The 25590-nt window shown below is 74.1% G+C and carries 21 protein-coding genes and 2 pseudogenes; 11 read left to right on the top strand and 12 right to left on the bottom strand.

The features are described 5' to 3' along the window. Positions 1-8 precede the first annotated feature (8 nt). The gene (locus tag FGE12_RS25735) at positions 9-3761 is read left to right on the top strand and encodes a two-component regulator propeller domain-containing protein (protein WP_153869258.1); all 3753 of its coding nucleotides are present in this window, start codon (positions 9-11) and stop codon (positions 3759-3761) included. Positions 3762-3972: 211 nt separating this feature from the next. Beyond that, positions 3973-4740, top strand: a complete 768-nt coding sequence (locus FGE12_RS25730; protein WP_153869257.1) for an SDR family NAD(P)-dependent oxidoreductase — start codon at positions 3973-3975, stop codon at positions 4738-4740. A gap of 6 nt (positions 4741-4746) precedes the next feature. On the opposite strand, the gene FGE12_RS25725 is transcribed toward FGE12_RS25730, so the two are convergent. From FGE12_RS25725 to FGE12_RS25710, 4 genes are all read right to left on the bottom strand, one after another. Next, the gene (locus FGE12_RS25725) at positions 4747-5634 is read right to left on the bottom strand and encodes an alpha/beta fold hydrolase (protein ID WP_153869256.1); all 888 of its coding nucleotides are present in this window, start codon (positions 5632-5634) and stop codon (positions 4747-4749) included. A gap of 98 nt (positions 5635-5732) precedes the next feature. Continuing rightward, positions 5733-6698, bottom strand: a complete 966-nt coding sequence (locus FGE12_RS25720) for an alpha/beta fold hydrolase (protein ID WP_153869255.1) — start codon at positions 6696-6698, stop codon at positions 5733-5735. Between the two features lie 74 nt (positions 6699-6772). Beyond that, a complete protein-coding gene (locus FGE12_RS25715; protein WP_153869254.1) occupies positions 6773-7708 on the bottom strand; it encodes an alpha/beta hydrolase in 936 nt (311 codons plus the stop codon). A 113-nt stretch (positions 7709-7821) separates the two neighbouring features. Further along, the gene (locus tag FGE12_RS25710) at positions 7822-9375 is read right to left on the bottom strand and encodes an ATP-binding protein (RefSeq protein WP_194798282.1); all 1554 of its coding nucleotides are present in this window, start codon (positions 9373-9375) and stop codon (positions 7822-7824) included. A 111-nt stretch (positions 9376-9486) separates the two neighbouring features. Here FGE12_RS25710 and FGE12_RS30120 point away from each other — a divergent pair, with 111 nt between their 5' ends. Beyond that, the gene (locus FGE12_RS30120) at positions 9487-9867 is read left to right on the top strand and encodes a rhodanese-like domain-containing protein (RefSeq protein WP_194798281.1); all 381 of its coding nucleotides are present in this window, start codon (positions 9487-9489) and stop codon (positions 9865-9867) included. On the opposite strand, the gene FGE12_RS25705 is transcribed toward FGE12_RS30120, so the two are convergent. From FGE12_RS25705 to FGE12_RS25690, 4 genes are all read right to left on the bottom strand, one after another. Continuing rightward, the gene (locus FGE12_RS25705; protein WP_194798280.1) at positions 9857-11170 is read right to left on the bottom strand and encodes a D-arabinono-1,4-lactone oxidase; all 1314 of its coding nucleotides are present in this window, start codon (positions 11168-11170) and stop codon (positions 9857-9859) included. The genes FGE12_RS30120 and FGE12_RS25705 overlap by 11 nt on opposite strands. Continuing rightward, positions 11167-12360, bottom strand: coding sequence for an amino acid deaminase/aldolase (locus FGE12_RS30495; protein WP_153869252.1), 1194 nt, complete (start codon positions 12358-12360; stop codon positions 11167-11169). The genes FGE12_RS25705 and FGE12_RS30495 overlap by 4 nt, the downstream gene beginning before the upstream one ends. An 82-nt stretch (positions 12361-12442) precedes the next feature. Then, positions 12443-12838, bottom strand: coding sequence for a hypothetical protein (locus FGE12_RS25695; protein WP_153869251.1), 396 nt, complete (start codon positions 12836-12838; stop codon positions 12443-12445). Between the two features lie 115 nt (positions 12839-12953). Then, a complete protein-coding gene (locus tag FGE12_RS25690) occupies positions 12954-15182 on the bottom strand; it encodes an ATP-binding protein (RefSeq protein WP_370459150.1) in 2229 nt (742 codons plus the stop codon). A gap of 109 nt (positions 15183-15291) precedes the next feature. Here FGE12_RS25690 and FGE12_RS25685 point away from each other — a divergent pair, with 109 nt between their 5' ends. From FGE12_RS25685 to FGE12_RS25675, 4 genes and pseudogenes are all read left to right on the top strand, one after another. Beyond that, positions 15292-16017 (top strand): class I SAM-dependent methyltransferase, encoded by a 726-nt coding sequence (locus FGE12_RS25685; protein WP_153869249.1) that lies wholly within the window; start codon positions 15292-15294, stop codon positions 16015-16017. After that, positions 16014-16328: pseudogene (locus FGE12_RS31070) on the top strand (MarR family transcriptional regulator); the annotation flags it as partial. The gene FGE12_RS25685 and the pseudogene FGE12_RS31070, both read left to right, overlap by 4 nt. Before the next feature lie 18 nt (positions 16329-16346). After that, complete coding sequence (locus FGE12_RS30115) at positions 16347-16544, top strand: hypothetical protein (RefSeq protein ID WP_194798291.1); 198 nt, start codon at positions 16347-16349, stop codon at positions 16542-16544. Then, positions 16541-16936 carry a hypothetical protein gene (locus FGE12_RS25675; RefSeq protein ID WP_153869247.1) on the top strand — a complete coding sequence of 132 codons (396 nt, stop codon included), beginning with the start codon at positions 16541-16543 and terminating at the stop codon, positions 16934-16936. Before FGE12_RS30115 ends, FGE12_RS25675 begins: the two co-directional genes overlap by 4 nt. A gap of 649 nt (positions 16937-17585) precedes the next feature. On the opposite strand, the gene FGE12_RS25670 is transcribed toward FGE12_RS25675, so the two are convergent. Further along, complete coding sequence (locus FGE12_RS25670; RefSeq protein ID WP_153869246.1) at positions 17586-18827, bottom strand: hypothetical protein; 1242 nt, start codon at positions 18825-18827, stop codon at positions 17586-17588. 261 nt (positions 18828-19088) lie between these two features. Then, a pseudogene (locus tag FGE12_RS31065) lies at positions 19089-19142 on the bottom strand (heavy metal-binding domain-containing protein); the annotation flags it as partial. Positions 19143-19429: 287 nt separating this feature from the next. Here FGE12_RS31065 and FGE12_RS25665 point away from each other — a divergent pair. The 3 genes from FGE12_RS25665 to FGE12_RS25655 are packed head-to-tail and all read left to right on the top strand — an operon-like array spanning position 19430 to position 22091. Further along, entirely contained in the window at positions 19430-20356 is a 927-nt protein-coding gene (locus FGE12_RS25665) for an ABC transporter ATP-binding protein (protein ID WP_153869245.1), read from the top strand. After that, positions 20280-21050, top strand: coding sequence for an ABC transporter permease (locus FGE12_RS25660; RefSeq protein ID WP_153869244.1), 771 nt, complete (start codon positions 20280-20282; stop codon positions 21048-21050). The genes FGE12_RS25665 and FGE12_RS25660 overlap by 77 nt, the downstream gene beginning before the upstream one ends. Positions 21051-21077: 27 nt before the next feature. Beyond that, positions 21078-22091: an ABC transporter substrate-binding protein gene (locus tag FGE12_RS25655; protein WP_153869243.1), complete on the top strand. Its 1014-nt coding sequence runs from the start codon at positions 21078-21080 to the stop codon at positions 22089-22091. A gap of 19 nt (positions 22092-22110) precedes the next feature. On the opposite strand, the gene FGE12_RS25650 is transcribed toward FGE12_RS25655, so the two are convergent. Beyond that, a complete protein-coding gene (locus FGE12_RS25650; protein ID WP_194798279.1) occupies positions 22111-22641 on the bottom strand; it encodes a cysteine dioxygenase family protein in 531 nt (176 codons plus the stop codon). A 209-nt stretch (positions 22642-22850) separates the two neighbouring features. Between FGE12_RS25650 and FGE12_RS25645 the strand changes: the two genes are divergently transcribed. Further along, positions 22851-24116 carry an OprO/OprP family phosphate-selective porin gene (locus FGE12_RS25645; RefSeq protein ID WP_153869241.1) on the top strand — a complete coding sequence of 422 codons (1266 nt, stop codon included), beginning with the start codon at positions 22851-22853 and terminating at the stop codon, positions 24114-24116. On the opposite strand, the gene FGE12_RS25640 is transcribed toward FGE12_RS25645, so the two are convergent. After that, positions 24113-25537 (bottom strand): hypothetical protein, encoded by a 1425-nt coding sequence (locus tag FGE12_RS25640; RefSeq protein WP_153869240.1) that lies wholly within the window; start codon positions 25535-25537, stop codon positions 24113-24115. The two genes, FGE12_RS25645 and FGE12_RS25640, sit on opposite strands and share 4 nt — an antisense overlap. Positions 25538-25590: the final 53 nt, after the last annotated feature.

The following is a 25590-nucleotide window of genomic DNA, read 5'->3' as shown; positions in this document are numbered from 1 at the left end:
GCGGGAACATGGTCCCGCAGCCGAGGAATCCGCAGCAGGAGGGCGGCGCACGCGCGCGCGCCCGGCTCTCCACGGCGCGCGCCCTGCTGCTGGCGCTGGCGGCGCTCGCAGGCCTCACCGCGCTTCCTGCGCACGCGCTGGACCCGGCGCGCCGGGTGACGCAGTACGCGCGCGCGAGCTGGAGCAACGCGGACGGGCTGCCGCAGAACACCGTGCTCGCGCTCGCGCAGGTGCGCGGCGGCGGGCCCCTGTGGGTGAGCACCGCCGAGGGGCTGGTGCGCTTCGATGGCAGCCACTTCACCGTGTTCGACAAGCGCAGCGTGCCGGAGCTGCACAGCCACGCGGCGCGCGCGCTGCTCGAGGATGCGCGCGGGGTGCTGTGGGTGGGCACCGAGCAGGGGCTGGTGGCGTACGAGAACGGCGCCTTCCGCCGCGTGGCGAGCGAGGGCCCGCTCGCGCACGCGAGCATCACGGCGCTCGCGGAGGAGCCGGGCGGCCACGGCGCGCTCTACGTCGCCACGAGCGAGGGCCTGGGGCGGCTCTGGCTCTCCGGTGAGCGCTTCGAGCTGCTCGAGGGCGAGGCCGAGGCCCCGCACCGCGGCCTCGTGGCGCTGCTGCCGGACCGGCGCGGCGGGCTGTGGGCGGGCGGCTGGCCGGGGCTCTTCCGCATCGAGGGGCCGCGCCTGCAGCCGGTGGCGCTCAAGCCCGCGCTCGCGCTGGCTCCCGGAGAGCGCGCCGGCGTGACGGCGCTGCACGCGGGGCGCGACGGCAGCCTCTGGGTGGGAACCTGGGGCGGGCTCTACCAGCTGCGCGGCCCCGCCCAGCCGCAGCGCGTGTACACGCAGGCGGACGGGCTGCCCACCGGGCGCATCACGAGCCTGCTCGAGGACCGCGACGGCAACCTCTGGGTGGGCACGCGCCTGGGCGGCCTCAGCCGGCTGGGCGCAGGGCGCTTCACCACCCTGCGCATCGCGGGCGGCAGCGCGGACGACACCGTCAACGCGCTGCTCGAGGACCACGAGGGCAACCTCTGGGTGGGCACGGACACCTCCGGCCTGCACCGGCTGCGCAACGGCGACGTGCTGGTGGTGGGCACGCAGGAGGGGCTCTCGAGCGACGTGGTGGGCCCGGTGCTCGAGGACTCGCACGGGACGCTGTGGGTGGGCAGCCGCGGCGGCCTGGACCGGGTGCTGCGCTCGGGCAGCGTGCAGCACTTCGGGCGGGAGCGCGGGCTCACCGCCGAGAGCGTGCGCTCGCTCGCCGAGGGCAAGGACGGCGTGCTCTGGGTGGGCACGCTGCGCGACGGCGCCTTCCAGATCGACGGCGACTACGTGGTGCACCACACCCGCACCACCGGCCTGCCGAGCGACGAGGTGTGGACGGTGCTCGCGGACTCGCGCGGCGACGTGTGGTTCGCCACCTCGCGGGGCCTCACCCGCCTCTCCGGCGGCACCTTCCGCACCTTCGGCCCCGCCGAGGGCGTGCCCGCGGGCCCCCTGCCCGCGCTGCTCGAGGACGCCGAGGGGCGCATCTGGGTGGGCACCATGCTGCGCGGCCTCTTGCGCTACGACCCGGCCACGCAGTCCTTCACCCACTTCACGCAGAAGGACGGGCTCGCGGCGGACCAGGTGGTGGAGCTGCACGACGACGGCAGCGGCGCGCTGTGGATCGGCTCCGGCTACGGCCTCACCCGCTACCGCTACGCGGACGGGCGCTTCACCCGCTTCACCATGGAGCAGGGGCTCTTCGACGACGCCGTCTTCCGCATCCTGCAGGACGACCGCGGCGGCTTCTGGATCTCCTGCAACAAGGGCATCTACCGGGTGAGCCGCCAGGAGCTGGAGGAGGTGGCGGAGGGGAAGCGGCGGCAGGTCAGCTACACGCTGGTGGACCAGACGGACGGCATGCGCAGCGCCGAGTGCAACGGCACCAGCCAGCCCTCGGGCAACCGCACGCGCGACGGGCGGCTGTGGTTCCCCACCATCGCGGGCCTCGTGTCGCTGGACCCGGCGCGCGTGCACAAGACCCTCACCCCCGAGCCGCAGGTGAGCGCGCTGCGCATCAACGGCCGCCCCGTGCCGCTCGCGCAGGCCGCCCACGCGCCGCTCGAGGTGCCCCCCGGCCCGCGCGACCTGGACGTGCGCTTCGGCGCGGTGAACCTCTCGGGCGCGGACCGGCTCGAGTACGCGTACCGCCTCACCGGGCTCGAGGAGGGCTGGCGCGAGGCGGACCCGCAGCACACCGCGCGCTACGTGCACCTGCCCCCGGGGCCCTACCGCTTCGAGCTGCGCGTGCGCGCCGAGGGCGGCGAGTGGCGCGAGATGGAGGCGCCGCTCGCCGTGCGCTTCCGCCCCCACGTGTGGGAGACGACCTGGTTCTGGGTGGCGCTGGGGCTCTCGCTCGCGGCGGCGCTCGCCTGGGTGCTGCGCCTGCGCGTGCGCCGCATGCGCGAGCGCGAGAGCTGGCTGGAGGCGCGCGTGGAGGAGCGCACCCGCGAGCTCGCGCGCGCCAACGGCGTGCTGGACGAGAACCTGCGCGTGCTGCGCGAGACCCAGGCGCAGCTGGTGCAGGCGGGCCGCATGGCGGCCGTGGGCACGCTCGCGGCCGGCGTGGGCCACGAGGTGAACAACCCGCTCGCGTACATCCTCTCCAACCTGGACTTCGCCTGCCTCGAGGTGAGCCGCCTGCAGCGCACGCTGGGCGGGGGGCGGGACGTGCCGGCGCTCGAGGCGGAGCGCGCGGGCGAGCGGCTCGCGGAGATGGAGCAGTCCCTGCGCGAGGCGCTGCACGGCGCCGAGCGCGTGCGGCGCATCGTGCGCGACCTGAAGACCTTCAGCCGCGCGGACCAGGACGAGAGCGGCAGCGTGGACCTGCACGCGGTGCTCGACTCGGCGGCGAAGATGGCCTCCACCGAGGTGCGCCACCGCGCCCGCCTGGTGAAGCGCTACGGGGAGGTGCCCTTCGTGCAGGGCAACGAGGCGCGCCTGGGCCAGGTGTTCCTCAACCTGCTCATCAACGCCGCGCAGGCGCTGCCCGAGGGGCGCGTGGGCGAGCACGAGATCCGCCTCGCCACCTCGGTGGACGCGGACGGCAACGTGGTGGCCGAGGTGCAGGACACCGGCGCGGGCATCGCCCCCGAGGTGCTGGGGCGCATCTTCGACCCCTTCTTCACCACCAAGCCGGTGGGCGTGGGCACGGGCCTCGGGCTCTCGCTCTGCCACGCCTTCGTCACCGCGATGGGCGGGCGCATCCAGGTGGAGAGCAGCCTCGGCCGGGGCAGCACCTTCCGCGTGGTGCTGCCGGCCGCGCGCGCCGCCGCCCAGGCGCCCGCGAGCAGCGAGGCCGCCGCGAGCAGCGAGGCGCCGCGCGGACGCGTGCTGGTGGTGGACGACGAGCCGCTGGTGCTGGGCGCGATGCGCCGCGCGCTGGGCCGCCAGCACGAGGTGGAGGGCGTCTCCAGCTCGCGCCGCGCGCTCGAGCTGCTGAGCGCGGACGCGGACGCCTACGACGTGGTGCTCTGCGACCTGATGATGCCGGAGATGACCGGCATGGAGCTCTACGCCGAGGTGCGCGCGAGCCACCCGGCGCGAGCGCGCCGCTTCGTCTTCATCAGCGGCGGCGCCTTCACGCCCGGCGCCCGCGAGTTCCTCGAGCAGGTGGACTGCCCGCTGCTGGAGAAGCCCTTCGACCTGCCGCAGCTGCGCGCGCTGGTGCAGGCGCGCGTGGCGCTCGTGCACGGCGAGGGCGCCCGCGCCGCGTAGCTGCTGCGGGGCGGCGAGCCTCACGGTAGTCCTCCGCGCCTGAGGGCGTGCCTGCGCACGAGCGCTTCGCCCGGCTCGACGACGGGCATGCACCCGGGCAGCGCGTCCGCTCGCCCGCGCCGATTCGCACGATCCTTCAAGCCTCTGGCGAAAGGGGGTGCATCTCCGGGGGTGAGATCCATTCGGTCTCCCCCACCCAGGAGCGAACGCCATGCACCCGGTCCATCCCACGCGGCATCAAGGCAAGGTGGCGCTCGTCACCGGCGGAACCTCCGGCATCGGGCTCGCCACGGCACGGCGGCTCGTGGAGGAGGGCGCGTACGTCTACGTCACCGGAAGGAGGCAGCCCGAGCTCGACGCCGCGGTGGGGCTGATCGGCCGCAACGTGACGGGCATCCGGGGCGACATCTCCCGGCTCGAGGACCTCGATCGCATCTACGCGCAGATCCGCCGGTCACACGACCACCTCGACCTGCTGTTCGCGAACGCAGGCGGCGGCCAGCTCGTTCCGCTCGGGCAGATCACCGAGGAGCAGTTCGACAAGTACTTCGACATCAACGTGAAGGGGACGCTGTTCACGGTGCAGAAGGCGCTGCCCCTGATGCGCGCGGGCTCGGCCATCGTGATCACCGGCTCCATCGCCGCCTCCAAGGGGCTGCCGGCCTTCAGCGTGTACGCGGCGTCCAAGGCGGCCCTGCGCTCGTTCGCGCGCAGCTGGGCCACGGACCTCAAGGGCCGCGACATCCGGGTGAACGTGGTGGCCCCCGGCACCGTGGTCACCCCCGCCTACCGCTCGGAGCTCGGCCTGGACGACGCGCAGCTGGCGGGCTTCGTGGAGCAGGCGGCCGCCTCCACCGCCCTGGGCAGGACGGGGCAGCCGGAGGAGATTGCGGCCGCCATGTCCTTCCTCGCCAGCGACGAGGCGAGCTTCATCACCGGCACCGAGCTGTTCGTGGACGGCGGCCAGGCCCAGATCTGACAGGGCTCAGGGCGCGCCCGCGCTGCGGCCCTGGCGCTCGGCGGAGGGCGCACCGGCGGTCGCCTTCGCGGCGTCCTCGATGAGCCGCGCGAGCTGGGCCGCGTGGGTGATGCCCGCGACGTGCGAGGCGCCCTTCACCTCGATGGTCTGCCGGGCACCTGCGCGCTGGGCCATGAAGCGGTGGGCGGCGACAGGGATGTTCTTGTCCGCGCTCCCGAAGAAGAACCAGGAGGGCACCTGCTTCCAGGCCGGCGCCCCGGCCTTCTCGCTGAACGCGGACTCGAGGATGGGTCGCTGGGTGGCGGCCATCTGCGCGGCCTGCGCCGCCGGCACGTCCGCGCAGAACTGCGCGTGGTACTTCGCCGGCTGGATGTAGAGGTCCTTGCCCCCGTCCGGCAGCGTCACCGAGGTGAGGGTGGGGCCGAGCGTCGCGCCGGGGAAGCGGCCGGCGAGGTCCGAGGCGGTCTCGCCCTGCTCGGGCGCGAAGGCGTTGACGAAGACGAGCGCCTTCACCTGTGCGTTGCCCTGCGCAGCGCCGCTCACCACCATGCCACCGAAGGAGTGGCCCACGAGCACGAGGGGGCCGGGAATGGACCGCAGCGTGCTGGCCACGTACTGCACGTCGGAGGCGAGGCCCCGCAGCGGCAGGGCGATCGCCCGCACCGGGTAGCCCTCGCGCAGCAGCGGGGTGATGACGCCGTCCCAGCTGGAGCTCTCCGCGAAGGCGCCGTGCACCAGCACGACGGTGGGGTGCGCTGCCGTGGGGTGCGCGGCCGTGGGCTGCGCCTGCTGGGCGAGCGCCGTGCCGCCGAGCGCGAGGAGGGCTGCGCACAGCCACGCCCCGTGCAGGGCGGCTGCCCTCCGGGGAGCAGGGGGAAACCGATGGTTGTTCATGAGAGGGCTCCTGGTCGTCACCTTCGAGGCACCGACGCGTCACGCGCGGCTCGATTCGAACGTGGTCAGGAGCGGCGGCGGGCGCTTGGACGAAGTTGTCAGTGCGTGGGCGCGAAGCGGCGGTCGAGGAAGTCGCGCATCCGGGGGATCATCTCGTCCGCCTTGTCCTCGAGCGCGAAGTGGCCGGTGTCCAGCAGGTGCAGCTCGGCGTCTGGCAGGTCGCGCAGGTACGGGTGCGCGCCGGAGGGCGGGAAGATGGTGTCGTTCGCGCCCCACATGATGAGCGTGGGCGGGCGGTAGTCGCGGAAGAAGGCCTGGAACTGTGGGTACAGCGTGACGTTGGTGCCGTAGTCCTTGAAGAGGTCCAGCTGGATGTCCGCGTTGCCGGGCCGGTCGAGCAGCACCTGGTCGTGCACCCAGTTCGACGGGTCGATGCGCGACACGTCTCGCACGCCGTCCGTGTACTGGAAGCGGGTGGTCTCGGGCGTGACGAGGAAGCGCAGCGCGTCGCGGTTCTTCGGCGTGTCCTCGCGCCACAGCGCCTTGATGGGGTCCCAGAACTTCTCGAGCCCCTCCTCGTACGCGTTGCCGTTCTGGATGACGAGCGCCGTGATGCGCTCCGGGTGCCGCAGCGCGAGCCGGAAGCCCACCGGCGCGCCGTAGTCCATGACGTAGAGCGCGTAGCGCATGGCCCCGAGCTGCTCGAGCAGCCCGTCCACCAGCTCGGTGTACTTCGCGAAGGTGTACGCGAAGCGCTTGCGGTCCGGCATCGCGCTCAGGCCGAAGCCCGGGTAGTCGGGCGCGATGACGCGGTAGCGGTCCGCGAGCGCGGGGATGAGGTTGCGGAACATGTGGCTGGAGGTGGGGAAGCCGTGCAGGAGCACGACCACCTCGCCGTTCTCCGGGCCCGCCTCCCGGTAGAAGAGCTCCACGCCGTACACGCTCGCGGTGCGGTAGTGCACCACGGGGAGGGCAGACGTGGGACGCGCCTGAGGTCCGCGCGCATTGAGGGCGACGGCGGCGGGCACGGTGCCCGTGGAGGTGGGTTCGGTGGTGATGGGCATGGCAGCGCTCCTCGCGAAGGGGACCTACGCGAGGAGGCTGTGGACGCCGCGCCGCCGGCGCTTGGAGGAAGTTGTTACGGGTGCAGCACCCTGCGCAGCGCGTCGATGGACTGCGCGACGGCCCCCCGCACGGGAGGCGTGTCCGCGAGCGGGTTGAGGAGGCAGAAGTCGTGGATGGTCTCGTTGTAGCGCACGGACGTCACGCGCACGCCCGCCTGCGCGAGCTTCTCGGCGTACGCCTCGCCCTCGTCCTGGAGGATGTCGTCGTCCGTGATGATGAGCGCGTCCGGCAGCCCCCGCAGCTCCTCCACCGAGGCGCGCAGCGGGAACGCGGTGCTCTCCTTCTCCTTCCCGGTGAGCCCCTGCAGGTCGAACATCCACTTCATCGTCTTGCGGCTGAGCCAGGGCCCGTCCTCGAACTTCTTGTACGAGCTGTCGTCCGAGAGGTAGTCCGTCAACGGGTAGAGCAGCACCTGGTAGAGGATCTTCGGCCCCCCGCGCTTCTTGGCCATCAGCGTGACGACCGCGGACATGTTGCCCCCCACGCTGTCACCCATGATGGCCAGGCGCGAGGCGTCCACCCGCAGCTCCTTCGCGTGCTCCACGGCGTACACCAGGGACGCGTACGCCTGCTCGTTCTGGGTGGGGTACTTCGCCTCGGGCGAGTTGATGTAGTCCACGAAGACCACGGTCGCGCGCACGCCGTCCGCAATCTCGCGCACCAGCCGCTCGTGCGTCACCTTGTCGCCCAGCACCCAGCCGCCACCGTGGAAGTACATCAGCAGGGGCAGCACCTCCTTCGCGCCCTGGGGCCGCACGATGCGGATGCGCGTGCTGCCCGTGGGGCCCACCGGCCAGGTGCAGTCCTCGATGTCCGCGGGGCGCATCGCGACCGGCTTGGACTGCAGGTCGGTGAGCACCTTGTGGGCGACGTCGGCGGGCAGCGTCCAGAGCGGCGGGGCGCCGGCGAGGCTGTCGATGAACTTCTGCGTGGTGGGCTCCAGGGGCATGGCGCGACTCCTTCGGGGTAGGTGCCGCCGAAGGTGGGCGCGCGCGCCGCTGGAGTGCTTGAAGGAAGTTGCGCGCGCGACCCTGGACCCGGGTGCCATGTGAGGGGAGGCCCTCAGTCGCCCGGGCCCGCGAGCGGCAGCGTGGCGGTGAAGGTGGAGCCCTTGCCCAGCATGCTCTCGACGCGCAGGCGGCCTCCGTGCGCCTGCACGATCTGCTGGGCGATGGAGAGCCCCAGCCCCAGCCCTCCCTGCTCGCGTCCGGACGGCCCCTGCTCGAAGCCGCCGAAGATGCGCGAGAGCAGGCCGGCGGCGATGCCCAGGCCCGCGTCCTGCACGCTCACGTGCGCCTCGTCCGCGTCCCTCCAGACGCGCACCTGCACCGGAGCGCCCGCGCCGTACTTCACCGCGTTCAAGAGCAGGTTCACCACCACCTGGTGGAGCCGCAGCGCGTCCCAGCGCCCGAGCACCGGCTCGGGCGCCTGCAGCGTCACGGGGCTGCCGGTCTGCTCGAAGCGCTCCTCCACGCGCGCGATCGCCTCGCGCGCCACCTCCACCAGGTCCACGGCGGCGAGCTCGAGCGGCACGCCGCCCGATTTGAGCTGGCTCACCACGAGCAGGCCCTCCACGAGGTGGGTGAGGCGGGCCACCTGCGTCCCGGCGGCCTTCAGCCGGGCGCTCGCGGCCGGCGGCGCCGACGTCCCCAGCGCCCGCGCCGTGAGCTCGAGCTGCACCTTGAGCGACGTGAGCGGCGTGCGCAGCTCGTGCGCGGCGGCCGAGAGGAAGTCGTCGCGCTGGCGCACCGCCTCCTCCAGCGCGGCCTGCAGGCGCTGCCCCTCGGTGCGGTCGGAGAAGGCGACCACCGCGCCGGAGACCTGCCCGCCCTCGTAGAGGGGCGAGGCGAGGTAGTAGACGGACAGGGGCTGGCCGTCCTTTCGGAAGAACACCTCGTCCTCCACGCTCACCGCGCGCCGGTCCCGGGGGGCGGCCTGGATGCGGCAGTCCTCCACGGGGTAGGGATTGCCGTCGGCACGCGAGTGGTGCACGGCCGCGTGCATGTCCTGGCCGAGCAGCTCGCCTGCCTCGGCGTAGCCCAGCAGCCGCACGCAGGCCGGGTTGGCGAAGATGCAGCGGCCCTGCAGGTCGAGGCCCCAGATGCCCTCGTTGGTGGAGTCCAGCAGGTGGCGGAAGCGCTGCTCACCCTCGGCGCGCGCGCGCTCCGTGAGCTGGCGCTCGGCCGCCTGCAGCGCGTGCTCGTGCCTGGAGAGGTCGAGGAACACCTGCACCTTGGAGCGCACCAGGTCCGGGCTGAAGGGCTTCTGCAGGTAGTCCACCGCCCCCGCCGAGTAGGCGCGGACGATCTCCGCCTCCGCGCGGGGGTGGGCCGTGACGAAGAGGATGGGGATGTGGCGGCTGCGCTCGCGCGCCTTGATGAGGGTGGCGGTCTCGAGGCCGTCCAGCCCGGGCATCTGCACGTCCAGCAGGATGCAGGCGAAGTCCTCCTGCAGCAGCGCCCGGAGCGCGTCCTCGCCGGAGCTCACCTTCACCAGCCGCGCCCCGAGCGGCTCGAGCACCGCCTCCAGTGCGACGAGGTTCGCATCGATGTCGTCCACGAGCAGCAGGGCGCTGCGGGCGTCCGCGGGCGACACGAGCGGCTGCGGGGCGATCACGGTGAACTCGGCATGATGGCCGCTATAACCCCTTCGCCTCCCGTCCGCCCGCCTCGTTTGGAGCGCAAGTCCGTTCAAGGCAGCGCGAGGTCCGGGCCCCAACCTTGCGGCATGGCTCACCCCGAGGCCTCCGTCATCTCCCTCGCCCCGCTGTCGCCCCCGCTCCCGGGCGAGCTGGACACGCTGGCGCTGTGCATCCTGCTGCTCGAGGAGCCGCTGAGCTTCACGCTGCTGGAGGTGCTCCCCACGGCGCTCTTCGCCCTGGGCCACCTGCCGGGCGCGCTCAGCGCCCCGGCCCACCGCCTGCACCGGCTCGCGCCGCAGTTGCTCCCGGATCGCGAGGCCACCGTCATCGTCTACGGCAGCGGCCGCGGGTGCACGGCGCTGCGGGAGGCGCGCGAGACGCTCGCGGCGCTCGGCTACACGCGCGTGCTCAGCTACCCGGGCGGCAAGCGCGCCTGGGCCGCGGAGGCGCTGCCCTTCATCCGCTGAGCGTGCCGAAGAGCCGGCGCAGGTGCGCGTTGAGGAAGGTGCCCGCGGGGTCCAGCTCGCGGCGCACGCGCTGGAAGTCCTCCCAGCGCGGGTAGAGCGGCGCGAGCGAGTGTGCCTCCAGCGTGTGCAGCTTGCCCCAGTGCGGCCGGCCGCCATGGCGGCGCAGCAGCGCCTCGGCCTGCTCGAAGTAGTCGCCGTAGGGCATGCCCCGGTACTGGTGCACGGCGACGAGCGCGCTGTCGCGCCCGTGCATCGGGCTGAGCCAGAGGTCGTCGCCCTTCACGAGCCGGAACTCCACCGGGAAGTGCACGGGCACCCGCTCGCGCAGGACCAGCTCGCTCAGCTCGCGCAGCGCCGCGGGGCCGGCCTCGAGCGGCAGCGCGTACTCCATCTCCTGGAAGCGCACGTGGCGCGGCGTCGCGAACACGCGGTGGCTCGCGCCCACCGAGCGGTCCTCGGCGGCGAGCCGCGCGCACAGCCGGCTCGCCCCCGCGGCGCGCGCGGGCTTGCGGCGCACCGCCTCGCTCAAGAGCCAGAAGGCGGCGTTCTCCAGCACCAGGTCCTTCACCCGGTGGCCCACGCCGTGGCCGCGCGCCGGGGCCTCTGTGACGTCCAGCGCCTTCACGCTCACCCGGTCGGTGTGCGGGAACCAGAAGAACTCGAAGTGGCGGTGCGCGCGCGCCGTCTCCAGCAGGGTGTCCAGGCAGCGCTCGAGCGACTCGGTGCGCCGCGCGCACTGGAGCCGGAACGCGGGCACCAGCCGCAGCCGCACGCGCGCAATGACGCCGAGGCTTCCGAGCGACACGGCGGCCGCCTTGAAGAGCTCGGGGCGCTCCTGCCCGGAGCACTCCACGAGCTCGCCCTGCGCGGTGACGAGGGTGAGCCCCACCACCTGGGTGGAGAGCGAGCCGAAGCCCAGGCCCGTGCCGTGCGTGCCGGTGCTCAGCGCGCCCGCGAGCGACTGGCGGTCGATGTCCCCGAGGTTCTCCATCGCGAGCCCCTCGGCCGCGAGCAGACGCCCGAGCACGTGCAGGGGCGTGCCCGCCCAGACGGTGGCCTCGCAGCGCTCGCGGTCCACGCGCTCGAGGCCGGTGAGGCGCTCGAGCGAGAGCAGCACCGCGTCCGTGGCGACGAGCGGCGTGAAGGAGTGGCCGCTGCCCGCCACCCGCACGCAGAGCCCCCGCGCCGCGGCGCCGCGCACCACCTGCTGCAGCGCCTCGAGCGAGTCCGGCCGGTGCACCTCCGCGGGGTGCGCCACCACGCTGCCCGACCAGTTGCGCCAGGGCGCACGTCCGTGACTCACCCGAGAAAGCACTGTCCCTCCCCGCGGTAGGTGGGCACCTCGTCCACCACCCGGCCGCCGGACACCAGCAGCAGGGTGGCGAAGTGTTCGCACAGCTCGCCGGCCTTCGCATGCCGGAAGAAGAGGGGGGCTCCGAGCGCGAGCGGCTCGGGTCCCGTGTAGCGAACGGGCGTCTGCACCTCCCCTGCCCCCTCGTGCGCGACGAGCTCGCACCCCTCGGGCAGGAAGGGCGTGGGCAGCCGGCTCGCCCCGCCCGCGCCCGAGGCGACGTAGCCCCCGCCGTGGCAGGTGTAGAGGTCCGGCGCGGGCCGGCGCGTGATGGGCAGCGCGAAGAGGGCCGCGGGCTGGTGACGAAAGCGCGCGTAGCCGTCGAAGAGCGTGGGCGCGAAGAGGCCGCTGCCCGCCGCGAGCTCGGTGACGCCGGCCTCCGCGGCGCTGCTCTCCAGGCTGCCCGTGCCGCCGGCGTTCACGAAGCGCAAGGCGAAGCCCGCCTCCTCGAGCGCGCGCAGCACGGCGGCGCGGCGCGCGGCGAGGCGGGGCAGCGAGCGGCGCTTGAGCAGCCGCAGCGCGGCCGACTGCAGGGGCGCGCCGGGCGAGCGGTCCGGCACGCCGGCGATCTGCGCCTCGTAGCCGAGCAGCCCCTCCAGCCTCACCCCGGGCGTGGCGCGCACCCGCTCGGCGAGCGCGAGCGCGGCGCGCGGCGTGGTGAGCGGCGAGCGGTGCACGCCGAAGTGCAGCCCGGGCAGCCGCAGCGAGAGGTCCACGTCGATGCACAGGGGCAGCGCGGTGCCCGCCGCTCGCGCCGCGCGCGCCGCCGCCTCCACGTGCTCGGGCGCGTCCACGGTGAGCGTCACGCTCGCGCCCCCGGCCACCGCGCGCGCCACCTCGGCGAGCGCCCCGGCATCCAGCGTGGGGTAGGCCACGAGCAGGTCCTCGAAGCCCTGCGCGGCGAGGAAGGCCGCCTCGCGCGGGTGGTAGGCCATCAGGCCGCGGAAGCCTGCTTCGGCGCGCAGCACGCGGCGCAGCAGCGCGGTGCAGCGCACCGACTTCGTCGCGAGGCGCAGCGGCTTGCCGCCCGCGCGCCGCACCAGGGCCGCGGCGTTCGCGTCGAACAGCTCCAGGTCCACCAGCGCCGCGGGCAGGCGGCGTCCGGCGAGCGCCTGCGCGTAGGTGCGGTAGTCACGCGGCATCGGGCGCCCAGCAGAGCGCGGCCGCCGCACGTGCCGCAAGGCCTCGCGTGAAGCGGGCGTCCGGCAATCCCCGCTCGCGCCTTCAGCGCGCGGGCGTGCCCACCAGGTGCTCCCAGGCCTCCTCGCGGGAGTGGAAGACGCCCGCGCTCGCCTGCACGCCCGCGCTGCGGAAGGCGCGCTGGGCCTGCATCCCGGCGAGCGTGCTGCTGTTGATGACGCGCGCGAGCCGCTCCAGCCCCTGGGCGCTCGCCCACTGCGTGAGCGCCTGCGCCGCGCCCTGCAGCTCCGCGGGGACGAGGCCCACCGCGCGCACGTCGGTGAGACAGCGGTAGGGCTTGGGCATGCGGGACACGGCGTCGCGCACGGCGCGGTCGTAGCGCTCGAAGGACGCGCGCGTGGGCGCCTGCGGGTACACCACCTCCAGGATGTTCTCGCGCGTGTGGATGCGGACGACGAACTCGCTCGTGGGATCTGTCACGGTGACACTCCCCATAGCGCTTCGCGACGCGCGCGCGGAATGTGGGCTTTCTCCGCCAGTTCCACCGTGGGTCTGGTCCGCCTCACACACGCTGCGGACGCGCGCTGGACAAGCCTCAGGCGGCTGCGCGCAGCTCGCGGAAGAAGGCCTCCAGCTCCTGCAGCCGCACCGGCTTCACGAAGTGGCGCTGGAAGCCCTCGGCCGTGCTGCGGCGGCGGTCCTCGCCCTGCCCGAAGCCGGTGAGGGCCGCGAAGGCGGGAGGTGCTGCGCCCAGGTGCTCGCGCAGCCGCCGCGCCAGCGCGTAGCCGTCCACCTCCGGCAGGCCGACGTCCAGGATGGCCACCTGCGGGCTGAAGCCCTCCACCGCCCGGAGGGCGCCCTGTGCATCGTGCGCCACGCGCACCTGGTGCCCGCCCAGTTCCAGCAGGTCCCCGAGCGCGCTCGCCGCATCCACGTTGTCGTCCACCACCAGGATGCGCAGGCGCGGCGCGCCGGTCTCGTCGCGAGCGGGGGCAGGTGCCGCCGCGGGCTCGCCTCCGGCCGCGAGCCGCGGCAGCCACACCCGGAAGGTGCTGCCCCTGCCGGGCCCCGCGCTCTGCGCCTGCACGCGCCCGCCGTGCGCCTGCACCAGGCTGCGCACCAGCGCGAGCCCGATGCCGAGGCCCCCCGCGCTCTGGTCGAAGCCGCGCGCTCCCTGCACGAAGGGCTCGAAGACGCGCGCGGCGAGCTCCTCCGAGAGCCCCTGCCCGTCGTCCTGCACCTCGAGCAGCACCTCGTCCCCCTGCGCCTCGGCGCGCACGCGCAGGTGCCCTCCGGGCGGCGTGTAGCGCGCGGCGTTGACGAGCAGGTTCGCCACCACCTGGGTGAGGCGCACGGGGTCTCCCAGCACGCGCAGGCCCTGGGCAGGCACCTGCACCTCGAGCGCGTGGTGGCGCTGCTCCACCAGCGGCGCTGCGCTCTCGCAGGCCTTGGCCACCGCGCTCGCGAGCTCCAGGGGCTGCTTGTGCATCGACAGGGACAGCTGCCCGCGGCGGATGCGCGCCACGTCCAGCAGGTCGTCCACCATGCGCACCACGTGGCGCAGCTGGCGCGAGATGACCTCGTGCTCGGGCGAGCCGCCGAGGCCGCGCAGCCGCAGCGCCTCGAGCGAGCTCACGATGGGGGCGAGCGGGTTTCGCAGCTCGTGGCCGAGCATCGCGAGGAAGGCGTCCTTCGCCTGCGTCGCCGCCACCGCCTCCGCGCGCGCCGCCTCCGCGGCCTGCAGGTGCGCGTCGCGCTCGCGCTCGCGCTGCTCGAGCAGGCGCGCCGAGTGCTGCAGCGCGGCGCCCAGGCGCTGCACCTCGAGCACGCGCGTGCGGCCCAGCACCGGCGCGCTTCCCTGCGCGAGCGCCTCGGCGGCCGCCGCCGCGCCCAGCAGCGAGCGCTCGAGCCGCCGCGAGATGAGCCACGCGGCCGCCCCGCTCAGCACGAGCAGCGAGAGCCCCAGCCCGCCGAGCGCGAGCAGCGAGTTGCGCAGCGGGCCCTCCATCACGGCGCGCGGCACGACCACGGCCGCCGTCCAGCCCGAGGGGCTCGCGCGGCTGTAGGCCACGTACACCGGCTCGCCGTCCAGGGAGGTGCCCGCGTACACGCCCTCGCGGCCCTGGCGCGTGTTCTGGAGGAACTGCGGCGAGGCGGGGTGGCCCACGTAGCGCTGCGGGTCGCGCGTGCGGGCGGCCACCGTGCCGTGCAGGTCCACCAGGGTGCGCGTCCACTCCACGTTCGCGTCCACCTGGCGCGAGGCCACGTCCGTGAGCGTCTCGGGCGTGACCACCGCGGTGAGCACGAAGCGCACGCGCCCCTCGTGCAGCACGGGCACGCGGATGGGGAAGGCGAGGCCGCTCTTCGGGCCGCGCGCGAGGCTGCCCACCAGCGGCGCGCCCGCGGCCACCGCGCGCTCGAAGCTCTCTCGCTCCACCACCGGCGGCATCGGCTCCCCCCACGCGGCCGCCGTGTGCGCGAGCGTGCGCGCATCCGGCGTGGCGAGCGCCACCGAGCGCCAGGTGGGCTGGGTGCGAAGCACGCGCTGGCACTCGGCGTGGAAGGCCTCCAGCTCGCCGCGCTCGAGGTGCGAGGACTGCGCGAGCGCCTGCAGGGTGCGGATGGAGCCGCTCATCTCGCGGTCGAAGGCCTCGGTGAGCGCGCGCGCCGAGCCCTGCACCCGGCGCTCCACCGCCGCGCGCTCCGCACCCGCCAGCTGGAAGACGAGCAGCCCCGCGAAGGCCACCGCCGGCAACAGCACGCCCACCACCAGGCGCAGCAGGTGGAGGCGCAGCGGCTGCACGGAGGCGGGGCGCAGGAACACGTGGAGGAGCGGGGAGCGAGAGGAGAAGCGCGGGTGACTGTACACAAGTAGTACAGGGCGCGTACGGACGCTCGGTCCTCCAAGGGTCTGCGCGTGGTAGGCCAGGGGCATGTTCGGTCCCCAGGGTCCCACGCTGCGGGAGCTCGCGCGCCAGGCGCTCTCGTCCGTGCCGCGCGGCTACGACCTGCTCGCGCCCAAGTTCGAGCACACCCCCTTCCGCACGCCGGAGGCGGTGCTCGCCCCGGCGATCGCCGCGCTGGGCCCCGCAGCGAGCCTCGGCAGCGCGCTGGACCTGGGCTGCGGCACGGGTGCGGCGCTGCGCCACCTGCGCCCGCGCTGCCGCGAGCGCGCCGTGGGGGTGGACCTGAGCGCGGGCATGCTCGCCGAGGCGCGGCGCCAGCTCGCGGAAGTTCCGGGCACGGCCGCCCTGGAGCTCGTGCAGGCGGACATGCTGCAGCTTCCTGCCGGGCTGCACGGCCAGTTCGACGCCGTCACCTCCTTCGGCGCCTTCGGGCACGTGCTGGAGGCGGACGAGCCGCGGCTGGTGGACGCGGTGGCGCAGGCGCTGCGGCCCGGAGGAATCTTCCTCTTCGTCACCGGCGAGCCGCCCTCCCCATGGCGCCCCGCGACCTGGGTCGCGCGCGGCTTCAACGCCGCCATGCGCGTGCGCAACGCCGTGTGGAGCCCGCCCTTCGTCATGTACTACCTCACCTTCCTGCTCCCGCGCGCCCGCGCCCTGCTGGAGGCGCGCGGCTTCTCGCTCGAGGTGCGCCGCGGGCTCTTCCCCGAGCCCTTCGGCCGGCTGGTGCTCGTGCTCGCGACCCGGGGCCCCTGAGGCGGCTCCTTGCTTTCGTTCCGATTTCGAAATATTCGAATTCGGAACAAGCGAGGTGCACCCTGAACCTGAAGCTCGTCCCCGACATCCACCGGGCCACCCACCGCCTCGCCCTCTACCTGGAGGGCGCAGAGCCCCCGCTGGGGCTCACCCAGGGCGAGGCCCACCTGCTCGCGCACCTGGCCGAGGCGGCAGGCCCCAGCCCCCTCAAGGCGCTGCACGCGGCGTTCGCGCACAAGCGCTCCACCCTCACCAGCTACCTGGACCGGCTCGAGGCGCGCGGGCTCGCCACGCGCACGCCGAGCGCCGAGGACCGGCGCGCCTTCGAGGTGGCGCTCACCCGCGAGGGCCGCGCGCTCGCCACCCGCGTGCACCGGCACCTCGGGTCGCTGGAGGCCCGGGCGCTCGCCGAGGTGGGCCCGCGCGACGTGCAGGGCTTCCACGCGGTGCTCGCCGCGCTGCTCGCCGCCGGGGAGGCCGAAGAGACGCCGAAGAGCGACACGCGCAGCCCCCGGAGGCGGCCATGACGGACGAGGCCTTCCTGCGCTCGCTCGAGGACGGCTCGCTGCCGGGCGAACGGTTCGACCACCGCGCGCACCTGCGCCTCACCTGGCTGCTGCTGCGCCGCCACGGCGCCGAGGAGGGCGCGGCGCAGGTGGCCGCGCGCCTGCGCAGCTTCAGCGCGGCGAAGGGCGCGGCGCACAAGTTCCACGCCACCCTCACCCGCGCCTGGGCCGCGCACGTCTGGGCCGCGATGCAGCAGGAGCGCGGCGACGACTTCGAGCGCTTCCTCTCCCTGCACCCGGAGTTGCTCGGATCAGCGTGGCTCGAGCGCCACTACCGCGCGGAGACCCTCGGCTCGGCAGAAGCGCGCTCGGGCTGGGTGCCGCCGGACCTGCTGCCTCTGCCTTCCGCCTGATACCTCCAGGTTGCTCGCGAGAGCGGAGGAGGCAGCGAGCTCGGGCGTTGCGCCCCGCTCGACCGGGACACGCGAGAGTGGCGCGGGGCGCACGGCCTCGAGAAGGAGAGGCCGGGGAGGGAACGGGGCTTCTCCGGGTGGAAGGCCGTCCACGCGCGCGCGGGACGGCTGTCCCGAAAGGAGACGCCCCTCCCGGGCGCGGACGGACGCGCGATGCAAAAAGGTAAAATCCTATTTTACGTTTTTGCGCGACGCGGGCCGCCGCCCCCGAGCGGGGACACACGCAGAGTGAAGCGCGCCTTGGAGCCGGAGGGCTCGCGCGTGGAATGGACGTTTCGCTCCATGCGAAGCCCCTCGGCAGGCAGCGCGGCAGGTGCGCAGAAGGAAGCGTCGTTCCAGGCGACGGCCGCGAGGGAGACGCGAGGACTGCCAGCGTGTCACCCCTGAGCGCTGCGGAGCCGGCGACGCCCCACCGCGAGCGGCCGCAGCGCCCCGCCACCCTTCCGGTCCTGACGCCTCCACCGGCACGCCAGCGCACGCACACGAGGCGGCGCGCGCGGCCACATCCGCGGTGCAGAGCTCGGCGGGGATCGCCAACGCCACGGCGCTGCTTCGTCCGATGCAGCCGTCGCTCGCTGAGTGGCGGGCGTCAGCGCTGCGCCCAGGCGGGCGCCGGGCGCAGCTGCAGGAACACCATGCCAGAGAGCGGCAGGCGGCTGCCGTAGAGGCCCTCGAGCGCAGCGGGGACAGGGTTCAGCGCGCCCAGCGCGCCCAGGCCCAGCTGCACGCCGCCCACCGGCTTCAGGTGGTGCACGTAGCCGAGCTGCAGCGTGCCCACGGTGAAGAGGCGGTGGTGGTCGCCGCCGAGCACCTCGTCCGGGAGCGTGAGGTCCTCCTGCCCCTTCTGCACCACCTCCACGCGCCCGAAGACGGCGTGAGGCCCGCGCTCCAGCAGGCTCTCGAGCAGCACCGCGTTGCTCGCCGGGCCGTGGCCGCGATTCTGGCCCCACACCGCCGTGGTGGCCCACGCACCGTTCGAGAGCTCGCGCGTGTACTGGACGCTCGCGGTGAGGCGCACCTGGTCCTCGTCGGGGGCGTGGCCCTCGGGGCTCTTCAAGTAGCCGCCGGACACCTGCAGGCTCAGCTCGCGGGTGGGGTTCACGGTGAGGCGCCCGGAGTACGAGTCGGGCGTGCGCAGGTCGAAGTCGTAGCGGTCCTCGTCCGGCTCGCGGCCGTTGAACCAGCTGCCCTCCAGCTTCCACGCCCGGCCGTAGACCCCCGCGGTGGCCACGCCGAAGGCGATATGCGTGCTGTCCTGCCAGTGGTGACCGAGCACGGCGAAGGGGTTGGTACTCGCGCTGTAGCGGTGCGGGAAGGCGACGGGGCCAAGCGCAGGCTCACCGGAGGGCGCGAGGTAGAGCTCGAAGGCGAGGTCGCGCGAGAGCGCGTGGCGGTAGCTCGCGGCCACCTCCATGAAGAGGTCGTGCGGGTGCTGCCGGTCGTGCAGCGGCACGCCGCCCACCTCCTCGCCGCTCTGCAGCAGCAGGGGGTAGCCGTCCTTGCCACCGGTGGTGAGGGGCTCGGCCGAGAGCATCAGGCGCGCGGCGAACACGCCTCTGCCCAGCGCGTGCTCGCCCATCAGCATCACCCAGTTGCCGCTGGTGAGCTGCTGGTCTCCGCGCGGGCCGCCCTGCCAGTCGTACCCGGCGTGCACGTTGTAGTGCAGCATCAGCATCCAGCCCGCGCCGGGCATGAAGTGGTGCCCGAAGACGGGCGTCGCGTCCGGCTGCCACGCGGTGCCACTGCCCTCGCGCTCCATGCCCAGCCCGAGCGGCGACATCGGCATGTCCATGGCGGCGGCGCCGTGCTCCGCGTGCGCGGAGGCCTCCACCCCGTGGCCTGCGTGTGCCGCATCCTGGGATGCACTGTCGTGACCCGCGTGTGCGGGGCTCTGGGGTGTGTCGGCTCCTTCAAGGGTAGAGCCCTGAGCGCCGGGGTGGCCTGCGTGGGCCGGGTCCTGCGCGGCCGCGTCGTCGCCCGCGTGCCCGGCGTCCTGAGCCGCCGGGTCCTGCCCCACGTGCGCGGCGTGCGGAGCATGGTCATGCTCCGCGTGCTCCGTCCCCCCGGGCACAGCCGCCTCCTGCTGCAGGGTCATGCCGCAGCGCGGGCAGCGCCCGGGGGCGGGCTCGGCGACGTCGGGGTGCATCGGGCAGGTGTAGCGGGCGGCGCTCTCGGAGTGCGCGTGCGCAGGCGAAGCGGACTGGGCGTGCGCGGCGGGAGCCGTGAGGAGCGCGGCGGCGAGGGGGCCGAGGAGGAGCGGGGCGAGGCGCATGGGGGAGAGGTCCTTTCCCGGAGGCTCACGGAAAGGGGCCGACACTCTTACAGCCCTCGAGGACGCCCCGCTCGCTCTCCCCGCACACTGCTCGCATGCCGAGCAGGCGAGCGTGCAGGGCGGCCCGGGCGGCGTGTAGGGGCAGGACCTACTTTCTGCCGATGCTCCGCGCCCTGCTCCAGCGCATGAAGCCCCCGCGGCGGCTGCTGGTCCCGGCAGCCCGGGTGGCGGACGCCGACGCGAAGCTGGGCATGGACCGCGTGGGCCACATCTACCCGAACCGGGTGGTGGCACTGCAGGACGTGAACCTCAACATCCGCTCCGGGGAGTTCGTCTGCCTGCTGGGTCCCTCGGGCTGTGGCAAGAGCACGCTGCTCTACGCGCTCGCCGGGCACCTGACGCCGAGCGGCGGCCGGGTGTCCATCGACGGCAAGCCGGTGAAGGGCCCGGGCCCCGACCGCCTGCTCATGTTCCAGGACGCCGCGCTGTTCCCGTGGATGACGGTGAAGGGCAACCTCACCTTCGCGCTCGCGGCGCGCGGGGTGGCGCATGCGGAGCGCGAGACACGCGCGCGCACCTTCATCGACCGCGTGGGCCTCAGCGGCTTCGAAAACGCGCTGCCGCACCAGCTCTCGGGCGGGATGAAGATGCGCACCAGCCTCGCGCGCGCGCTCGCCATGGACTCCGCCGTGCTGCTGATGGACGAGCCCTTCGGCTCGCTGGACGCGCAGACGCGGGTGCACATGCACGAGCTCTTGCAGCACCTGTGGCTCTCGGCGCGCAAGACGGTGGTGTTCGTCACCCACGACGTGCACGAGGCGCTGCAGCTGGCCACGCGCGTGGTGGTGATGGCGCCGCGCCCGGGGCGCGTGCTGCAGGACCTGCAGGTGCAGCTGCCCATGCCGCGCAGCCCGGACTCGCCGGAGCTCGCGGAGATGGCGCGCCACATCCGCGAGCTGCTGCGGCGCGTGGAGCTGCCGCCTGCGCTGGAGGCGCTGGAGGGAGGAGCCGATGAGCCGCATCCGTCTGCTGGTCGAGAAGCTGGCCGTGGCCGCCCTGCTCCTGCTGTCATGGGAGCTCCTCGCTAGGTTCGGTCCCTGGCCCACGCACCTGTTCCCGGAGCCCCTCACCGTGGCGCGCTCGCTCGCGGGGCTCGCCGAGGACGGGCGCCTGGGGGCGGCCACCCTGCGCTCGCTCGGGCGGCTCGCGCGCGGCTACGTGGTGAGCGCCGCCATCGGCGTGCCGCTGGGGCTCGCGCTCGCGCGGCTGCGCCTCTTCCGCCACGCGGTGAAGCCGCTGGTGACGGGACTGCAGGCGCTGCCCTCCATCTGCTGGCTGCCGCTCGCGCTGCTGTGGTTCGGGCTCTCGGACGCGGCCATCCTCTTCGTGGTGGTGATGGGCTCGGTGCTGGCCATCGCCATCGCGGTGGAGGACGGGGTGCTGGGCATCGACCCGCAGCTGCTGCGCGTGAGCGGCACCCTGGGCATCCGCGGCTGGCGCTTCTACGGCGGGGTGCTCCTGCCGGCGGCCCTGCCCGGCATCATCACCGGCCTCAAGCTGGGCTGGAGCTTCGCCTGGCGCGCGCTGATGGCCGGCGAGCTGCTCTTCGTCAGCGGCGGCCTCGGGCAGCTGCTGTCCATGGGGCGCGAGCTGATGGACGTGCCCCAGGTGATGGCGGTGATGGTGGCGATCATCGTCGTGGGCGTCGCCGTGGACCGCCTCCTCTTCCAGACCGTGGAGCTGCGCGTGCGCAGGCGCTGGGGCCTGCTCGCGACCGCCTGACTCCGAGCCCTGCCTCCGAGACCCGCCATGAGCCCCCTCCGACTCCTCCGACTCGTCCCGCTCGCGCTGCTCTTGCTCCTGCCATCCAGTTGCAAGAAGGGAGGCGCGAGCGCGCCGGGCAGCCCTCTGCGCCTGGGGCTGTTCCCCAACATCACCCACGCCCAGGCGATGGTGGGCCACGTGGAGGGCGAGTTCGCGCGCGCGCTGGGGGAGACGAAGCTGGAGGTGAAGCAGTTCAACGCGGGCCCCGCGGCGATGGAGGCCCTGAGCGCGGGCTCGCTGGACGTGAGCTACGTGGGCCCGGGCCCCGCCATCAACACCTTCCTCAAGGGGGGCCGGCAGCTGCGCGTCATCGCCGGCGCGGTGAGCGGCGGCGCGGTGCTGGTGACGCGCACGGCGAAGGGCCCGCAGGAGCTCAAGGGCAAGCGGGTGGCGACGCCGCAGCTGGGCAACACACAGGACATCGCGCTGCGCGCGTGGCTGGGCAAGCAGGGCATCGCCATCGCCCCCAGCGGCGAGACGCGGCCGGACGCGGTGAGCGTCACGCCGCTCGCGAACCCGGACATCCTCGCGCAGTTCCAGCGCGGCGAGCTGGAGGGCGCGTGGGTGCCGGAGCCCTGGGGCGCGCGCCTCGTCGCCGAGGGGCAGGGGAAGATCCTCCTGGACGAGCGCACGCTGTGGCCCAATGGGCGCTTCCCCACCACGCTGCTGGTCACCACCGCGAGCGTGCTGCAGTCGCGGCGCGCCGAGCTCAAGGCGCTCCTGCGCGCGCACCTCTCCTTGAGCGGCCGCTGGGAGACGGACCCGAAGAACTTCGCGCGCGCCGTGAACACCGCCTTCGCGCAGCTGGCCGGCAAGCCGCTGCCGGACGCCACCCTGCAGGACGCCTTCAGCCGGCTCGAGCCCAGCCTGGACCCGCTCCCGCAGGCGCTCGCGAAGGACGCGGCGGACGCGCACGCGCTGGGCTTCCTGCCCGGCGAGGACCTGCAGGGCATGGTGGACACGAGCCTGCTGGACGAGGTGCGCGCGGCGAAGCCCTGAGGCGCCCCCCGCGCGGGCTTCAGTGCGGCGCGGGCAGGTACTGCTGCATCCCCGCGAGCGGCGGGCTGTACAGGTGCAGGGTGAGGGCCGGCTCGCGCGAGACGTTGCGCAGCTGGTGCACCGTGGCGCTCGCCTCCACCAGCACGCCGCCCTCCTGCAGGCTCACGCGCGCGCTGGGCACCGCGTGGCCCGGGCCGCTGCGCAGGAAGCGCTGCTCCTGGGCCTCGCCCCAGAGCACGCGCGCCACGCCGCTCGAGCCGCCGTGGTCGTGGATGCGCGAGGCGTGCTCCGGGCCCCAGCAGAGGAGCACCAGCTCCCAGTCGGGCGAGCGGAAGAGGGTCTCGCGCACGTAGCTCTGCGGGTCGAAGCGCACGAAGGGGGAGAGCACGCGCCAGCGAGGCTGCGCGCGGCGCATCCACTCGGCGAGCGCGCGCAGCTGCCGGCCCGCCGGAGCGCCCGCGCCACTGAGCACCGGGAGGCGCGCCCCGAACAGCTCGGCGGGGTCCACCTGGAGCACGGGCTCCACTTCCCTCAGACCGTCTTCCCGCATTCCGAGCGCCTGCATGCGAGCACCTCCAGAGGAAGCCCCGACCTCTGAGCAATGGGGCCGAGTTGGAACGCTGAGCACCGGACCTTCATTGCGGGCGTGAGGCGGAAGGCACACGAGGGCTCGTACGCCCGCTCGCCCGTTTCCGTCGTGGAACGCTCCCCTCACTTCGCCGTTGCGGCGCGGGCGAGTGGCAGGCTGTGGTGGGCCCCATGCGTGCCCCCCTGCTCCTCGCCCTGCTCGCACTTCCGGCCTTCGCCCAGTCCTCCGCGCCGAGCGCTGCACCGCCCCCGGCGCCGCCGGCCGTGAAGCTGGGCGAGAAGGGCTTCGTGTTGGAGAGCGCGGACGGCGACTTCCGCCTGCGCTTCTCCGGCCTGATTCAGGCAGACGGGCGCTTCTTCGTGGGCGGTGGCGAGGGCGCGGTCGCGAACACGCTGCTCTTGCGCCGCGTGCGGCCCATCGTGGACGGCACGGTGTTCGGGCTCTACGACTTCCGCTTCATGCCGGACTTCGGCGGCGGGCGCGCGCAGATCCAGGACGCGTACGTGGACGCGCATCCCTCCAAGGCGCTGCGCGTGCGGGCCGGCCGCTACAAGGCCCCCTTCGGCCTCGAGTTCCTCCAGTCCGACGCCTTCCTCCCCTTCTCCGAGCGCGCGCTGCCCACCAACCTGGTGCCCGGCCGCGACGTGGGCCTGCAGCTGCACGGCGAAGCACAGGCGGGCGTCTTGAGCTACGCGGTGGGCGTGTTCAACGGCGCACCGGACGGGGGGAACCTCGAGGGCGACGACGAGGACGGCAAGGACGCGGTGGCGCGCGTCTTCGCCCACCCACTGCGGCCGCTCGGGGTGCCCGCGCTGCAGAACCTGGGCGTGGGCCTCGCCGCGAGCTACGGGCGCACGGGCGGCGCCGCGAACCTTCCGCAGTACCGCACGGCCGGGCAGCAGGTCTTCTTCCGCTACCGCGCCGCCGCGGCCGGCGGCGTGCCCGGGGCGGTCGCGCAGGGCGAGCGCGTGCGCCTCAGCCCGCAGGCCTACTGGTACGTGGGGCCCCTGGGCCTGCTGAGCGAGTACGTGCGCAGCAGCCAGGAGGTGGCGGTGGGAGACGGCGCAGCGGTGCGCCTCACGCACAGCGCGTGGAACGCCACCGGCTCCCTCGTCGTGTACGGCGGCAGCGCGGGCTACGAGGGCGTGAAGGTGCGCGCCCCCTTCCGCCCCTCGCTCGGCGAGTGGGGCGCGCTGGAGGTGGCGCTGCGCTACTCGGCGCTGGACGTGGACGCGGACGCCTTCCCCCTCTTCGCGGACCCCGCGGCCTCGGCGAGGGCGGCGCGCGCCGCGGCGCTCGCGCTCAATGGCTACCTCAACGCCTTCACCCGCGTGTCGCTGCACCTGGAGCGCACCACCTTCGACGGTGGGGCGGCCGCAGGCGCGGACCGCCCCGCCGAGCAGCTGGTGCTCGGGCGCCTGCAGCTCAACTTCTAGGGCAGCGCGCGCAGCACGAAGCTCGCGTTGGCGTTGGTGCGCGGCCCCATGCCGAAGTCCACCGTGCCGTCGAAGCGGCCCGCCACCGCGAGCGTGCCGGCGTTGCTCACGGCGCAGCTGGTCGCATAGACGCCGCTGCGGTCGTCGTCCGGGCTGGACTCGAGGTTCGCCGCCCCCAGCACCCGCCCGTCCGTGCGCCGCACGCGGGCGACGAAGGAGGTGGTGTTCCACAGGTTGCTCGTGGGGCGGCTGCGCGGCACGCCGAGCGCCGAGGCGTCTCCCGAGGCCACGCTGAGCAGCACCTCGTTGCGCGCGCCCGTGGACACGGTCATCTCGTTGCCCACGTTCCCCAGCGCCACGCGCCAGCGCTCCGTGCCCAGGCCGGTGGTGAGCCCGAGCAGGAAGGCGCCGTCGAAGCTCGCCCCCACGGCGACCACCACGCGCCCGTCGCGCACCGCGAGCCCGTCCGCGAAGCCCACGTCCGGCACGGAGAGGAAGCGCGTCCAGCGGTGCCTGCCCGCGCTGGTGGTGGAGAAGACGAACGGGGACAGCTCCGTCGGCCCGGTGGGCCCCCCGAAGCTCACGGAGCCGTAGCTGTAGCCGCTCACGTAGGCGTTGCCCGCCTCGTCCGCCGCCACCCGCATGGGGTTCGCGGAGGAGGAGCCCTCCGCCTGCTCGTAGATGTTGCCCCAGGCAGCCGCGCCGTCGCTGCGGTAGCGGATGAGCATCAGCTGGTACGGGTACTGCCCGAAGTGGCGGAAGTTCCCGAGCGCGTAGAAGCCGCCTGCTGGATGCGCCGCGAAGGAGACGAAGGTGAAGTCGGTGTTGGGCTCGGGCCGCGTGGTGCGCGCCCACTGCAGCGTGCCCCCCGAGCTCAGGCGCACGAGGAAGGTGCCGTTGTCCAGCGTGCGGCCGCCGATGCGCAGGCCGTCCTGCTGCGCCTCGCCGCCCACGTACACGGTGCCGCCCGGCGTCACCGCGAAGCCGGTGATGTTCGCGTAGGCGATGTCGCGCGAGACGCGCGCCGGTCCCCAGCCGCGCACCCAGGCGAGCGTGTTGTCGGGGCGGAACTTCGCCACGCCCGAGTGGTAGTCGTCCGGGTCGCCGTTCCAGGGCAGCGGCACGCCCGTGAGCGTCGCCGGCCCGTGGTAGGAGAGGGCCACGTAGAGGTTGCCGCTCGAGTCGAAGGCCATCTGGCGGAACTCCACGCGCTCGTGCGTGCGCACCCAGCGCGTGCGCAGCGTGGTCGTGAGCGCCGCCTCTTCCGTCCCGATGGCCGGCTCGCTCTCCGGTGCCTCTCCGGGTGCCGCGAGCCCGGGAGACGGCGCCTCCGTCCCCTCGTCCTCCAGCGGGCCCGCTCCGCACGCACTCCACAGCATCACCGCCAGCAGCCAGCCGGCGCCGCGCACGCTCGCCCTCATCGCACGTCCCCCCTCGGCAGCCCCTGCGGATCACCCTACGCACGGAGCGCGCG

Source organism: Aggregicoccus sp. 17bor-14 (assembly GCF_009659535.1).
Taxonomy (GTDB): Bacteria; Myxococcota; Myxococcia; order Myxococcales; family Myxococcaceae; genus Aggregicoccus.
The sequence above is the reverse complement of the archived record's forward strand: the minus strand, read 5'-3'. Positions and strand labels throughout refer to the sequence as shown.